This is a genomic window from Paenibacillus xerothermodurans (assembly GCF_002220865.2).
Classification (GTDB): domain Bacteria; phylum Bacillota; class Bacilli; order Paenibacillales; family NBRC-103111; genus Paenibacillus_S; species Paenibacillus_S xerothermodurans.
Genome location: NZ_NHRJ02000020.1, coordinates 20,533 through 35,019, shown reverse-complemented (window position 1 = coordinate 35,019; position 14,487 = coordinate 20,533). Strand labels below are relative to the sequence as shown.

Annotated in this window: 12 protein-coding genes; all 12 read right to left on the bottom strand. The window is 52.3% G+C overall.

Annotation, left to right across the window (positions count from 1 at the left end; genetic code table 11):
* Nucleotides 1–372: 372 nt before the first annotated feature.
* Nucleotides 373–657 carry an RNA-binding S4 domain-containing protein gene (locus CBW46_RS19775; RefSeq protein WP_089201688.1) on the bottom strand — a complete coding sequence of 95 codons (285 nt, stop codon included), beginning with the start codon at nucleotides 655–657 and terminating at the stop codon, nucleotides 373–375.
* Nucleotides 657–929 (bottom strand): HU family DNA-binding protein, encoded by a 273-nt coding sequence (locus tag CBW46_RS19770; RefSeq protein ID WP_089201687.1) that lies wholly within the window; start codon nucleotides 927–929, stop codon nucleotides 657–659. The genes CBW46_RS19775 and CBW46_RS19770 overlap by 1 nt, the downstream gene beginning before the upstream one ends.
* A 64-nt stretch (nucleotides 930–993) precedes the next feature.
* Nucleotides 994–2,490 (bottom strand): bifunctional methyltransferase/pyrophosphohydrolase YabN, encoded by a 1,497-nt coding sequence (yabN, locus tag CBW46_RS19765; RefSeq protein WP_089201686.1) that lies wholly within the window; start codon nucleotides 2,488–2,490, stop codon nucleotides 994–996.
* A gap of 119 nt (nucleotides 2,491–2,609) precedes the next feature.
* Nucleotides 2,610–4,289: a putative polysaccharide biosynthesis protein gene (locus tag CBW46_RS19760; protein ID WP_243633412.1), complete on the bottom strand. Its 1,680-nt coding sequence runs from the start codon at nucleotides 4,287–4,289 to the stop codon at nucleotides 2,610–2,612.
* Between the two features lie 664 nt (nucleotides 4,290–4,953).
* Nucleotides 4,954–5,496 (bottom strand): stage V sporulation protein T, encoded by a 543-nt coding sequence (gene spoVT / locus CBW46_RS19755; RefSeq protein WP_089201684.1) that lies wholly within the window; start codon nucleotides 5,494–5,496, stop codon nucleotides 4,954–4,956.
* Between the two features lie 232 nt (nucleotides 5,497–5,728).
* Nucleotides 5,729–6,898, bottom strand: coding sequence for a peptidylprolyl isomerase (locus CBW46_RS19750; protein ID WP_089201683.1), 1,170 nt, complete (start codon nucleotides 6,896–6,898; stop codon nucleotides 5,729–5,731).
* Nucleotides 6,885–10,406, bottom strand: a complete 3,522-nt coding sequence (gene mfd, locus CBW46_RS19745; RefSeq protein ID WP_089201682.1) for a transcription-repair coupling factor — start codon at nucleotides 10,404–10,406, stop codon at nucleotides 6,885–6,887. Before mfd ends, CBW46_RS19750 begins: the two co-directional genes overlap by 14 nt.
* A gap of 356 nt (nucleotides 10,407–10,762) precedes the next feature.
* Nucleotides 10,763–10,993 carry an anti-sigma-F factor Fin gene (gene fin, locus CBW46_RS19735; protein ID WP_089201680.1) on the bottom strand — a complete coding sequence of 77 codons (231 nt, stop codon included), beginning with the start codon at nucleotides 10,991–10,993 and terminating at the stop codon, nucleotides 10,763–10,765.
* A gap of 85 nt (nucleotides 10,994–11,078) precedes the next feature.
* The gene (gene pth / locus CBW46_RS19730) at nucleotides 11,079–11,639 is read right to left on the bottom strand and encodes an aminoacyl-tRNA hydrolase (protein WP_089201679.1); all 561 of its coding nucleotides are present in this window, start codon (nucleotides 11,637–11,639) and stop codon (nucleotides 11,079–11,081) included.
* Nucleotides 11,640–11,808: 169 nt separating this feature from the next.
* Nucleotides 11,809–12,411, bottom strand: a complete 603-nt coding sequence (locus CBW46_RS19725) for a 50S ribosomal protein L25 (RefSeq protein ID WP_089201678.1) — start codon at nucleotides 12,409–12,411, stop codon at nucleotides 11,809–11,811.
* A 92-nt stretch (nucleotides 12,412–12,503) separates the two neighbouring features.
* Nucleotides 12,504–13,904 carry a bifunctional UDP-N-acetylglucosamine diphosphorylase/glucosamine-1-phosphate N-acetyltransferase GlmU gene (gene glmU / locus CBW46_RS19720; RefSeq protein WP_089201677.1) on the bottom strand — a complete coding sequence of 467 codons (1,401 nt, stop codon included), beginning with the start codon at nucleotides 13,902–13,904 and terminating at the stop codon, nucleotides 12,504–12,506.
* 241 nt (nucleotides 13,905–14,145) lie between these two features.
* Nucleotides 14,146–14,430 (bottom strand): septation regulator SpoVG, encoded by a 285-nt coding sequence (gene spoVG, locus CBW46_RS19715; protein WP_089201676.1) that lies wholly within the window; start codon nucleotides 14,428–14,430, stop codon nucleotides 14,146–14,148.
* Nucleotides 14,431–14,487 lie beyond the last annotated feature (57 nt).

Genomic DNA, 14,487 nt, shown 5'->3' with positions numbered 1-14,487 from the left:
CAGATGCGCAAAGCTTGTTTACTTAAAAATATGGGGGGATCTACGGGATTAGAACCATGGGTGGGTGGGGGCTATGTCTTTTTTTCTAAAGAGCACGGCTTGTCCGGTCGGCGCCAGCAATAGACGCATGGGCATGGCAGCGCGGCGGATGCTAGCGCGATTCAGCTGCAGCAAACCGCAGAGCGCAGCAACGATTCGCGGCAGCGCGTGAATCGGATGAGGCGTGGGGTGCAGTCGAGAACAGGATCAATGTGGTACACGGGGAGGTCAGTGGCGGAGTCGGGCGTTTGCCAGGCGGGGCGGAAATGCGGAAGCCGACGGCATGTCGGCAGCCTCATGATTCCTGGAGGACGGCAAAAGAGACTGAACCAGTCAGTCTCCTTTGTTTTGCCAAAAATCATTATGGTGCATTTCCTCTTTGAGCAAAGTGTACATGTTCGCCGCATCTTCCTTGCGGGTCGATTCAGTTAACTGCTCCACGCGAACGGTGATACTCTTTTGTCCAAATTGGATCCTCAATTCGTCGCCTACTTTTATGGCGCTGCTCGGTTTGGCATCCCTGCCGTTGATCCAAACGCGTCCTTGATCGGATACGTCCTTCGCCACGGTGCGCCGTTTGATGAGCCGGGAAACCTTGAGGAATTTATCAAGCCGCATTATTTTACCGCTTCTTTAAGCTTATTGCCCGCTTTAAAAGCTGGAACGTTGGACTCAGGAATGATGATTTCCTTGCCTGTTTGAGGGTTACGGCCTGTGCGGCCGGAGCGCTTACGAGTTTCGAACGTGCCAAAACCAATTAACTGCACTTTGTCACCGATTGACAAAGCTTCAGTTACCTCACCAAGGAAGTTGTTAAGAACGGTTTCCACGTCCTTCTTCATTAAGCCGCTTTTTTCCGAAATGTTGTTGATCAAATCTGTTTTGTTCATCAATAATTTCCTCCTCAAAAATAACACTAATGCTATGTATTCTTTGTGATTCAGGAAAATCCTGCTACGTATTGTCGATTTTTAAAACTTTTTTTGCTTCCTGCCACAGAGATTCCATCTCTTGTAAATCAGTTTGGTCAAATCGCTTGCCCTTTAAACGCAGCTGCTGCTCAATATAACCGAAACGGTCAAAAAACTTGCGATTGGCGTCCGCTAAGGCTTCTTCAGGTTCAATTTTGAGAAACCGGGATAAATTCACGACTGAAAACAGCAGATCACCGAGCTCCTCATGCTGCTCTTTGTGGGAATATATCGAAATTGCTTCCTTTAATTCCTCCCACTCGGATTCGACAATTTCCAACACATCGTCTAATTCAGGCCAGTCGAACCCCACTTGGGCGGCTTTCTTTTGAAGCTTGTAAGCCCTCATCAATCCCGGCAGTTCACGAGGGATACCGCTCAACAGCGGGAGCGCTTCCGGATCAATGCCCTTGCTGCGCTTCTCCTCCTGCTTAATCTCCTGCCAGTTCGCGAGCGCATCAGCTGCATCGTCCGCTTGCGCTGCACCAAATACGTGGGGATGCCGGCGAATCAGTTTCTCGTTCAGAGTTTGAATGACATCGAGCACGGTAAATTCGCCTTCGTCGGCCGCGATTTGCGAGTGCAGCATAACTTGCAGCAGCAGATCGCCCAGCTCCTCCGCCATATGCTCCGGATCTTCTTCATCGAACGTCTCCAACACTTCGTAAGCCTCTTCGATCAGGTTTCTGCGCAGCGAACGATGCGTTTGCTCCCGATCCCATGGACAGCCCTCTGGGCCTCGCAGTATCTCGACGATCTCGTGGAGACGGGCGAAGGTGCGGCTGCGCGCCCGCTCCTGATTTGAACGCGGCACCCAGACAAGCGACAGATTCCCGTAGTCCGTCAGGCGGTCCATTTCGTACAACGGTATGCGATGGATCTTCTCTTCGCCATTCACGCCCAATGCATGTCCAACCACGACCTCAGTCTCGTCAGGATACAGCTCCATCAGTGTCAATTTCACATCTGATGCCGTGTGGGTATCATATACCTGCCCGATAACCGTGTGCAGCTGAGGATTCAAGCTGTGTACCGATAAATCGGTGCCGTTCAGCAGCTGAAACCCTTCGATAGGATCGAAACCCAAACTGAGAAACGCCTGATCTAAAAAGCTTTCTCCGCCAAGCAGCTGCAGCGCCACCCCCTGCTTAGGACAACGTGCCCGAAGCAGTTGTACGGTCATCTCAGCTACCATTGGGTGCCCCGGCACCGCGTAAACTACCGGCGTTGGTGCGGCTGCGGCCAGTGCCAATAAAGCATCGGTAATTGCCTCATATACTTGTTCAAATGTACTGTGGCTCTCGTACAGCTTATCGAACGATTCATATTTAATACCATTATTGCGAAGCATTGCTATCATGGGATGCCGGTCTGTCCGGAGATACAGCTTGTCCGCTGCTTGCAGCTGTTTCCACACGCCCAGCGTGAGTTGATTTTCATCGCCTGAGCCTAAGCCGACCACGATAATTTGCCGCTGCATAAAAGAATTCGCCTCCTGCAATAAATTAATGAGGGTGACACAGAAGATAATGCGCCTGCTATAGATGGTAACTTGAGGTAAACATCGCAATCACTGCACTGTTTACCCGGAAAGGAGGCTTAGCGCAGCAGTCTCCACCTGCGCAAAAGCACGAGGGGCTTTCCTCGAAGCGCCGGGATTTGCTCGAGTTCGGCGGAGGTCACGACGCCGAAACGAATCAGCGCGAGAGCGTACACGATCGCGCCCAGAGCAACGCCTGCGAGCGACACCACCGTGGCCACGCCCCTGGGGGGCACGGTCACGAGGAGTGCGTCGAGCAGCGCGGGCAGGCCTTGCGTCACGGCGAGGACGCCGATGGCCATCAAACCAATGCACAGCAGCGGTTTGATGGTGCGGCCGACGGCCGGCGTGACGCCGGTGGCGCGCAGCGCGTGCGCGAGGGCGAGCGCACCTGCGAGCGCGTACGCGGCCACTGCCGCGGCTGCGGCGCCATCGATGCCCCAGCGGGGCACGAGGGCGGCGTTCGCCGCGGTTTTGGCCGCCGCTGCGGCGAGCAGGTACAGCGCCGGTGCGATCACGGCGCCGACGCCCTGCAGTACGCTGCCGGCCACGATGTTCAGCGTGCTGAACAGGGCCGTGTACGCCAGGATAGACATCGCCGAGGAGCCTTCAGCAGTGTCGAAGAACATGATGTTCATCGGCTTCGCCAAGCATGCAAGCCCCACAGAAGCTGCCGCTCCGATCAGCCAAGTGAACCTGAGTGCCATGGCCGCCCGGTTGCGCAGCGAATCCCAGTCGCCCTTGATTTTCGCCTCTGCAATTGCGGGCACCAACGCTGCTGACATCGACGAAGCGATCATAGAGACCAATGCAACCAACGGTTGACCGTGATGATAAAGTCCGAAATGATATAACGCGCGATGCTCATCCAACCCATATGCCGCCAGCAGCCGGGGCACCGTGAAGGAATCCACCAACGTCAAAACCGGCAGCGCGATAGTCCCCAGACAAATGGGCAGCGCATAGCGCAGCAGTCTACCCGCCAAGCTCCAACTGCTTTCATTCCTGTTCTTGCTCACAGAGGTGCGCATTTCGCGCTGCAGCGAACGGCTTGGTGTGCACGCACCGCGTTCCCTGCGGTCATAAGACAGCATGACCAGCAGTCCTGCCAGCGCACCCGTGACCGAGCCGAAGGTCGCGCCCGCCGCAACCCAATCAGGACCACGACCGAGCTGAACGAAGAGCAGGAGCAGTGCAAACATTGTGAATACCCGAACGGTCTGCTCCACGACCTGGGAGACGGCGGTTGGCACCATATCTTGGTAACCTTGATAATATCCGCGCAAAGCGGACATCACGGGAACAATCAACAGCGCAAAAGATACGCTGCGAATTGCCATTCCGGTCTGAGCGGTACCCATGAGCCACGCTAACCAATCAGCTCCTAGAAATAGAAGTAAAAAGAAAATCAATCCGGTCGCTGTCAAGACTACTGAAGAGACTCGAAGCACACGGCGCGCCTCGTGGTCACGCCCTTCTGCCGCATGCTCCGCTACAAACTTGGACACCGCCAGAGGAAAGCCGGCGGTAGCCAAAAATAAAATCAATATGTACAGCGGATAAACCGCGTTATAAATACCGAATACGGCATCTCCCGCCATGTTTTGCAGTGGGATTTTCTGCATCGTTCCGATAACTTTAGAAATTACCGCAGCGACACCGAGAACGGCGGCCCCCTTTAACAGCGCAGCGCCCGTGCTCTTCCTTGCAGTTGGTTCAACTCTCGATTGCTCAGCCATCGCCATTTCCCCTTTTACCTTGAATGGGGCCTTATAACCAACTCATTATATACCATCCCTTACCCCCTGTAAAAACCAGCTCGGCCCCATGAATACCAGAAGGCGCTCCGGGGAACCAAATATGATAATACCAGGTGGGCAACGTTGTCACGGTACTTGCGCCGCGCACCCCATAGCCCGATCAGAAAGCCAAACACGTGAACGCAGCAAAAAAGGGGCACCTGTGATCCCCTTTCATGCGGCCTCGACAACACTTTTTCCAGCTCTTCGAGCAACGCCATATATCGCATCCTCAGATTCGTTTTCGCCCGTGCCGGGCTCAGCACTGCCATCGACCGCTGCACGCACTCCGAGCACCAAAACTTATGTGTGTTGCTGCTAAGGCCGAGACGCACCGCGCAGATCAACCGCTGAACTCTGACAAACAGACCCGCCAGCCTCTGCAAGACCGTCCCCAGCTTTCCACGCCCCAAAGGAAGAAACCATGCCAGCCGCTCCGAGCGCGTGACATACCGGACGCAGCGCAGCCTGATGGAGCTTCCACATGTGCCAGAGTCTGCCTGTACGCACATTCAGGCGCATAGTCTAGCACAGCAGATGAACATACCGCGTCTTGCGGCTGTTCGTGTGGGCAGACGCAGCGCGCGCCGCCATGAAAAAATAACTATTGCTCCATTTGTTTGGCTAGAAATCCGGCTGCAGTTTCCGCCATTTTCACTTCCATTTGCCCCATGTTAATATTCTCTTCCTTGTTCAGCAAAATCACCGCGCCAATCGGGTCGCCGCCGGCAATAATCGGAGCAATCACGTAAGCGGAGTATGTTTCGTTATTATCCTTGATGACTTCAAATTGACCTGGATTGCTTTCTAACGCGGTTTTGCGATTCTCCATGCATGTTTCCACCAGAGAACCGACCTGTTTTTCCAGATAGTCTTTCTTCGAGCCACCGGCGACGGCGATGATGTTGTCACGGTCCGAGATCATAGTAATGTGATTGGTGCTCTCATACAATGATTCCGCGTATTCCTTAGCAAAATCACCCAATTCACCTATTGGGGAATATTTCTTGAGAATCACTTCTCCATCGCGGTCCACGAAAATCTCCAAGGGATCACCTTCTCTGATACGCAGCGTCCGGCGAATTTCCTTGGGGATAACCACTCTTCCTAAATCGTCAATACGACGAACAATTCCCGTTGCTTTCATGTTTTTCTAGATGCCTCGCTTTCCAGAGGAATTAGGGTAGGACTGCATTTCTGCGTTTGTATTAAATGGAGAGTATCCGACTAGTGACCATAGTATCCTTCGACATCCAACGGCCTATACATGTAATTCTTTTGATACGTCAGCCGAGTCATGTGCACCTGTGACGTCGTTGCTTTCATTATGTCCATATTTGAGAAATAAAAACAGGGTGCCCATGCGGGCACCCTGGTAATTATTGCTGAGCCGGTGCTTCCGTCTTCGGGGCCTCGGCAGGCGGTGCAACCGCTGGCGGGGCTTCCTTTGTCGGCGCGTCTGTGGTCGGTGCGTCGGTGGTCGGCGCGTTAGCCGGAGGCGTCGCCCCCGGTGCAGCCGGCGGTGTCGCCGGCGGCTGCGGCAATTTGTTGGTCTCAATCAAGCCAGGCAGCTCCTGCTCGACGAATTCGTACACCAACGGCTCTGCAGCCTCTGAACGCAAATCACCTTTTACTTCATCGAAAGTTTTCGTTGAACGTGATTCAACCTTCATCACATGATAACCATAAGACGTTTCAACAGGATCGCTGATCTGATTGATCGGCAGCTCCAGGGCCGCTTTCTTGAATTCCGGCACCCATTTGGACACCTCGGCATTTTCGTACTTGCCACCGTTGTCCTTGGAGCCGGGATCTTCGGAGTATTCCTTGGCCAGAGCTGCAAAATCACCGCCAGCCTTCAGCTTGTCCTGTACTTCTTTGGCCCGCTTCATCGCATCTTCCTTAGAACGGGTTTCCTTGCCGGAGGCAGGATCCGACGTTTGAATCAAGATGTGGCTGACAGTTGCGGTGTCATAGGCGTTTTTGTCCTGTGCCAAACGCTGATCATACGCAGCCTTCACCTGCTCGTCGGTCACTTTGCTTTCCATGGCGCCAATGCCCTGCATGCTGCGCAGCACGAAGTCATGAATGTCCTTCTCGGTCAGATTTGCTTCCTTCAGTCGAGTCTCCATTCCGCCTTCCTGCAGGTTTAGAAATTCCTTGATTTGGTTCATCTGCTCCTGAGCTCGTGCCTCAGCTTCGGCCTTGACCTTATCATCGGCGCGGGAGGAAAGCACGCGGAAGGTAACCAACTGCTTCATCATGTCCTGCTGGAATGCCGGATCGTCTTTGTATTGGGCATATTGTTGATAGAAAAATGTATTAATATTCACGAAAGTATCAAATTCGCCTCGCGTGACTTGGCCGCCGTCCTTGTAAGTTACCAATACTTCGTCGGCGTTAGTGGCCGCAGGTTGGGTCGCCGCAGCGTTTCCGGCGGCTGGATCGGCATCCTTCTTGCCGCAGCCTGTTGCTGTAACGGTGAGAGCGATCGCGGCCAACATGACGATAAGCCCTTTTTTCGTTTTGATCCATTTATTTGACAGCATTCTGCAGTTCTCCCTTCGATTTTAGAGCACCGTTGAATTGCACCAAAAACCTTTCCAGCAGCTCGATGGATTGTTCCGGCTGTAGCCCTTTGCCCTTGATTTGAATATGAATTTGCGGCCCGGCAATCAACTTGATCCGGTTATCAAACTCATTCGCGATCTTCACTAATGTCTGTCCATCTAAATTGCCAGTTTGGTCGGGATGAAGTTTCAGCTCGTAATCGGCGCCTTTTTGCGAAATGCTTTCGATGGCATACATTGCACCATAGACTTTCAATCTCGCCGCAGCCAGCAGATTACTCACCGCCTGAGGCAGATCGCCGAAACGGTCAACCAGCTCGTCATGCAGCTCGCTGATTTCTTCCAACGTCTTAGCCGCCGCCACCTTTTTGTAAATCTCGATTTTCTGCACACTGTCATAAATATAGTCAGCAGGGATATACGCATCCAGCTGAATGTCCAACTGCGTGACCCAAGGCTTGTGCGCTTCCTGCTGCTCGCCGGTAATCTCATGCTTACGCTTGGCGATTTCGTCAGCCAGCATTTGCGAGTACAGATCAAAACCTACCGAAGCGATAAAACCGTGCTGCTCAGCCCCTAACAAGTTGCCGGCGCCGCGGATGGTCAAGTCTCTCATGGCAATTTTAAACCCTGACCCCAGCTCTGTAAACTCCTTAATTGCCTGAAGCCGCTTTTCTGCCACCTCGGTCAGTACCTTATCCCTTTGATACGTAAAATATGCATAGGCTATTCTATTCGAACGACCGACCCGGCCTCGGAGCTGATACAGCTGGGACAGTCCCATTTTGTCCGCATCATGGACAATGAGCGTGTTGACGTTGGGGATATCCACGCCGGTCTCGATAATGCTGGTGCTGACCAGCACATCGTACTCACCGTCCAGAAAATCCAGAATCGTTTTTTCCAGCTCCTGCTCTGACATCTGACCGTGGGCTACCGTGACACGTGCGTCCGGCACTAGCATTGAAATCTGCTCAGCCATCTGGTTGATGCCCTGCACCCGATTGTAGAGATAGTACACCTGGCCTTCGCGCGCCAACTCCCGCTCTATCGATTCTCTAACCAAAGCGTTGCTATGCTCGACCACATAGGTTTGCACAGGGAAACGGTTCTCCGGCGGCGTTTCAATGACCGACAGGTCACGCACACCCAGCATGGACATGTGCAGAGTACGTGGGATTGGGGTGGCCGTGAGCGTCAGGACATCCACATTTGTTTTCAGACGCTTCAATTTCTCTTTGTGGGACACGCCAAAGCGCTGTTCCTCATCCACAATGAGCAAACCAAGATCTTTGAATTTTACGTCCGCTGACAGAAGCCGATGCGTTCCGATGACGACGTCCACGGTGCCCGCTTTGACGCCCTTCATCGTTTCCGACTGCTCCTTCTTAGAGCGAAAGCGGCTAAGCACCTGAATGTTAAACGGATAACCAGCGAATCTCTCGCGGAATGTCTCGTAATGCTGCTGGGCTAAAATCGTCGTCGGCACCAGCACCGCTACTTGCTTTCCATCAATAGCAGCCTTGAACGCAGCACGGATGGCAACTTCCGTCTTGCCGTAACCTACATCGCCGCACAGCAGACGATCCATAGGGCGGGGCTTCTCCATGTCCTGCTTAATCTCGTCAATCGCCCGAAGCTGATCCGCCGTTTCCTCATATGGAAACATGCCTTCGAATTCCTGCTGATAATTGCTGTCGGGATTAAAGCCATAGCCCGGTGTTGCCTGCCGCGCTGCATACAGCTTAATCAAATCATCGGCAATGTCCTCGACAGAAGACCGAACTTTGCTTTTCACTCGATTCCAATCGGCCCCACCCAATTTATATACTTTGGGTTCCTTTTCTTCGGATCCCACGTACTTTTGAATGAGATCGATCTGGTCGATGGGAACGGACAGTTTGTCGCCTCCCGCGTAAAGTATGTGCAAATAATCCTTATGAATACCATTAATTTCCAAAGTGCCGATGCCGACAAATTTGCCGATACCGTGGTTGACGTGAACCACATAGTCGCCTACCTTGAGCTCCTGGTAGCTCTTGATCCGTTCGGCGTTTTCTATCTTCTTGTCTACCTTCCGAACCTTGCGCTGTTTTTGTGTGAACATTTCGCCTTCGGTGATTACCACTAAATGAATGTTCGGCAGCTCAAATCCCGTTTGCAGATTTCCATTTATGATTGTCGGTGGCTCTATGTTGTAATCCGCCAGAACCCTCCTGACGCGCTCCACACGTTCGTCGCCGTTGGCCAGAATCAGCACGTTCGCGTTAGACTTTTTCCACCGTTCCATCTCGGACTTCAGCACATTCATCTGACCATGAAAGTTTTGCATTACCCGACACATAAAATTCACGATGTTCTGCGGCTGAGTTTGTGGCACCTGGCGCAGAAACAGCGACATATACAGCGTAGGATAAGGCTTGCGATGCAGCAACGTTTCATACTGCTTGGAGAACACGAGTGAGGGCATCCCCTTGCCCTCCTGCAGCGATGTGGTCATCCATTCCGCTTCCTCACGCTCCAGCTGTTTTGCGGTTTCCAATAGCCGAGCCGGCTCATCGAGCAGCAACACCGTATCCTTCGGCATATAGTCGAGTAAAGTCTGCCGTTCCGGATACAGCAAAGAGATGTATTTGAAAATGCCGGAAAAAACCTGCCCTTCCCGCATTAATTCTATCTCATGCCCCATTTCTTCAAGCAGCCGGTCCTTCGCGTTGCGGTCCGCCATTTTCTCAAGCTGCGCCTGCAACAGCTCATAAGCGTGCTGCGCGGCCGATTGTAACCGTTTTCTATCGGCAATAATTTCACGGCAGGGCGTGATCACAAGCCCCTTTACCTTCTCTATCGAACGCTGGTCCGCAATGTCAAACGTTCGGATGGAGTCTACCTCGACATCGAACAATTCAACTCGATACGGATGAATCGAGTACAACGGAAAGAAGTCGATAATGCCTCCGCGTACGCTCATCTCGCCCTTCGATTCCACGCGCTCCACGCGCTCATAACCCAAATGCACCATCTGTGCAACGAAGTCATCCAAATTGAGCGTCTGTCCGACCTCGATGGAAATCCGGGCTTCAGCCACGGCTTCTTTGTGTGGAAGCACCCGCCGTACACCGGCGTACGGAACCACCACCACTCCATCAAAACCGGCCGCCAGCCTGGCCAATGCATCGATGCGTTGGGCGAGCATTTCCGGACTCGCCACAGCGGTCTCCGCTGCCAGCAGCTCTTGAGCGGGAAACATGAGGACTTTGTCAGCCGGCAGGCATTCCATTAAATCCTCGAATATCTTTTGTGCCGAAAACATGTTGTGTGTGACAATAAATAAGGGTTGTCGCAGCTCCTCGTACAAGGTCGCCAGCATCACCTGGCGTGATGACCCCGATAATCCCGATATAAGCTGCTCCCGCATTCCCGATCGCACACCCGACACTACGCTCTGTAAATCCGGATCCGCTGAGAATGCTTGAATTAACGCTTGCAAAAACTGTACCCCCTCTCAACCATAAACAAAACTTTCTTAAGATGCAAATCCTGCGAGGCAGCATACTCTGCACATCTATCACGAGAAAATAAACGGAAACATGTTCCTCTCTCGAATACAATTACGATTCCAGCGGCGGCCGGCTCTCGTGCCTGGTAAACGCCGGTCAACTTAGCCCGCTGCGCGCCTTCTCGGAGGTGTGAACACGTGTAAAGGAGCTCCACCATACGAGGTGAGGCCCCTATGCTTTGCGCCTAACATCTCCGTATACGCACTTTTTATCCGAGCCAGATGCTCGAAACACTCAAAAATAACCTAGACTTTCTAGCCTAGGCGGTTATCCATACAATTTGCGCTTATTGCAGCGGGCTGGTGAGAAGCGAAAGCTCCGGATTGTTATCCAACGCTTCTTTGCAGTAATCACATATTACTTTTACGGTTACATCCCCATTCGGGTTATACGATATTATACTCTGACGCTCCTCGGGGGTCAAGAAACGGAACCCGAGCAGATCCTCATTGGCGTACTGCTGCTGGAGCCGACCTATCATCGACTGGCAATGCCGGCATTCGTAAGTGACAGCCACAACGCACCCCTCCTTTTCAACCATTATGCCCAGGGCAAGAGAATTTTAGCCAAGGGGCGGGGAGGTGTGATGCCGGCGTTATCCATTATCCGTTAAATTTCGCCATTGTCTTCTCAAACGGCTGGTCGAGAGAATATTCCATCGCGTCGCAGGTGGTTTCCAGCACCTTAGGCATAGTCTTGAACTCTTCCTTGGAAAAAGAAGATAACACGTAATCCGCTATATTGTGCCCGGGGGCCGGTCTGCTGATGCCCATTCGAATACGGTTAAACGATTGCGTGCCAAGGTGCTGAATCGTGGATTTGATTCCATTGTGGCCTCCGGCGCTGCCTTGATAGCGCAGCCTTATTTGACCGAATGGGGTATCCAAATCATCATAAATGACGACCAAATCGTCGATCGATGCTTTGTAAAAGTCCATAAATGCCCGTATAGATTCGCCGGATAAATTCATATAGGTCATAGGCTTTATCAAGTATACTTTTGTGCCATTCACATGCCCTTCCCCAACCAGCGCTTTGCACTTGCTCTGTGTGACCTTAATGCCGTGTTTTTCCGCAAACCGGTCAATGGCCATAAAGCCGATGTTATGTCTTGTGGATTGATATTGAGTGCCGGGATTTCCCAAGCCCACGAACCATTTCACGCTGAACTTCTCCTCTTCCAAAGCAGAATAAAAACAAAATTTGTTGAACGCGACAAAAGGAGCGCACCGGAATTCGCGTCCGATACGCTCCTCGACAAGATATGCGGCAGTAGCGAAGATTGCCGCTGGTTATTACATCCTGGCCGCCGGCTGCGGTGGCAACTCTCTGTCAGCTGCTCGCTTCCGCCTCGGCCTCAGGAGCCGCCTCCGCATCTTCAGCGGCTTTCGTAGGAGCCAACACCGTGGCAAGCACGTCATTCTCGTCCGTTCTTACCTCGACGCCATCTGGCACCTTGAGCTCGGAGACCAGAATGTTCATCCCAACCTCCAGATGGCTGATGTCTACCTCGATTGCCGCAGGCATATTCTTCGGCAGGCAGCGAACCTCCACCTCATGGTGTTGTATTTGAAGAACACCTCCGGCCTTCACTCCCGCAGGGTCGCCCACGTATTCCAAGCGCACCGCGGCAGATACCGGCTCGTCCATATCTATTTGATGAAAATCTACGTGAATCACATTTTTGTTGATCGTGTCACGCTGGACCTCGTTAATCATCACAGGCTGCTTGCCCATTTGCGGCACATCCAGTTCAATGATCGCGTGTGGATTTGTGCGCAGCACAGAGAGTAACTCCCTCTCCTCTATCGCGATAGGCAGACTCTCGATTTTGCTGCCGTAAATAACGGCCGGAATCTTCCCACTCTCGCGCAGCCCTCTGCGTGATGCGTTTGTTCCGTTCTTGCGTTCTTCTGCTTTCATAGTCGTTGCCATTATAGGTTAGACCTCCTTCATTTTCGCAAACCGAATAACAGGTGGTAGTGCCCCATATATCAATTTACCCAAAATGAGAGAGAGTCAAACAGCTAGCTTTGCTTCGACTGTTCCTTTTTCGCGCGGAATTTGTCCCGCAATTGCGCTGCGTAGCCCGGCTTATTAATCTGCCGCTCCCTGGCGATCGCGAGATCGTCAGCGTTCACATCGTTAGTGATTGTCGAGCCGGCGACCACATAAGCTCCTTTGCCGACTTTCACGGGAGCGATCAAATTCACATTGCTGCCGATAAATGCATCGTCCGCTACCTCGGTCAGCTGCTTGTTGAACCCATCGTAGTTCACCGTGATTGCGCCGCAGCCAAAGTTAACATTTTTGCCGACCACTGCATCACCGATATAGCTCAAGTGAGACACCTTCACGTCATCCGCCAGCTTAGCATTTTTGATTTCAACAAAATCACCGATTTTCACGCTGTGGCCGAGCTCTGCACCTGGACGCAGATATGCAAACGGCCCGATTGTGGAGCTGTCCCCAACAACTGCCTCCAACAATACCGATTGCTTTACCTGGATATTACTGCCTAGTGTACTGTCAGTAATCTCCGTGTTTGGTCCGATCACGCAATTTTCTCCTATTACCGTTTTCCCTTTGATGACCGTACCCGGGAGAATGACCGTATCGCTGCCGATCCGTACGTCCGCGTCAATGTAAGTGTTCGCAGGGTCGATCAATGTCACGCCGTTGATCATTTGCTGTTTGTTGATGCGGGCACGCATGATCCTCTCAGCTTCGGACAGAGCCACGCGGTCGTTTACTCCGAACGTGTCAATCGCATCGGGCGTGCAATACGCTTCAACCACTTCACCTTGGTTAACTAAAATCCCGACCACGTCCGTCACGTAGTATTCATTCTGAGCGTTGTTGTTCGTCACCTTGCTCAGGGCATCGAACAATTTGCGATTAGAGAAGCAGTACATACCTGAATTAATTTCTTTGATCTCACGCTCTTCAGAACTGCAGTCCTTCTGCTCCACGATGCGCGAAACACGGCCCTGTTCGTCACGGATAATGCGGCCTAGCCCTGTGGGATCGTCCATGATTGCCGTCATCACAGTTGCCGCCGCTCCCTTCTCGCGGTGCAGCTCGATCATTTGCCGCAATGAATTGCTAGTGATAAGCGGTGTATCTCCATATAAAAGAACGGTCAGGCCATCCTCTTGGCCCAGCAGGGCTTCCGCCTGAAGCACCGCATGGCCTGTACCTAACTGCTGCTCCTGCATAGCATATTCAACACGGTCCCCGAGATACGCTTTCACTGCGTCGGCTCCGTGTCCTACTACCACTACGGTTCTCTGTGTGTCTATCTGTTCTAGCGCATCAATGACATGGCCTACCATCGGCTTGCCGCCAACCGGATGAAGAACTTTATACAGCTTGGATTTCATCCGTTTTCCCTGCCCAGCGGCAAGTACAATCCCCATGATATTCAAAAAATGCCCACTCCTTTATCCCACTTTTTTAGTAGTCTCTAGACCCCTTCGTTGGAATTCATCCACTTCTGGGGGCTGGGCCCGAAACGGTCTCACGTAAGCCAAAACATACGCACGCCAATCTATGACAGCTGTTTGCGACTATGTAGCATTTGAGTAAGAGCACGCCCTGCACCCAATATAAACGAAATTATGCAAAAAGAAAAGAGAGCCCGCAGTCAGCTCCCTCACATCCAATTCCTTATGCACCCTCAACGATCACTTCTTCTTCCGTCGCTGCACGGTCGTATTCGGCCAAGACTGCCGCCTGGATCTTTTCACGGGTAGAAGAGGAAATGGGATGCGCGATATCCCTAAACTCCCCATCCGGAGTGCGTTTGCTTGGCATAGCCACGAACATGCCGTTATTACCGTCAATTACACGAATGTCATGAACCACAAATTCGTTGTCGATGGTAATGGAAGCAATGGCTTTCATTCTTCCTTCGGAGTTAACCCGACGGAGTCTCACGTCTGTAATTTGCACTAAGTTCACCACCTTTTTCCATCCTGAAGTCTTGCTCTACAAATTCCACATTTTGGC

Excerpts from the sequence above, each read along its gene's own strand:
- CBW46_RS19760 (WP_243633412.1), bottom strand. The coding sequence starts at position 4,289 with ATGGCTGAGCAATCGAGAGTTGAACCAACTGCAAGGAAGAGCACGGGC.
- yabN (WP_089201686.1), bottom strand. The coding sequence starts at position 2,490 with ATGCAGCGGCAAATTATCGTGGTCGGCTTAGGCTCAGGCGATGAAAAT.
- CBW46_RS19775 (WP_089201688.1), bottom strand. The coding sequence starts at position 657 with ATGCGGCTTGATAAATTCCTCAAGGTTTCCCGGCTCATCAAACGGCGC.
- CBW46_RS19725 (WP_089201678.1), bottom strand. The coding sequence starts at position 12,411 with ATGGCAACGACTATGAAAGCAGAAGAACGCAAGAACGGAACAAACGCA.
- CBW46_RS19770 (WP_089201687.1), bottom strand. The coding sequence starts at position 929 with ATGAACAAAACAGATTTGATCAACAACATTTCGGAAAAAAGCGGCTTA.
- spoVT (WP_089201684.1), bottom strand. The coding sequence starts at position 5,496 with ATGAAAGCAACGGGAATTGTTCGTCGTATTGACGATTTAGGAAGAGTG.
- CBW46_RS19750 (WP_089201683.1), bottom strand. The coding sequence starts at position 6,898 with ATGCTGTCAAATAAATGGATCAAAACGAAAAAAGGGCTTATCGTCATG.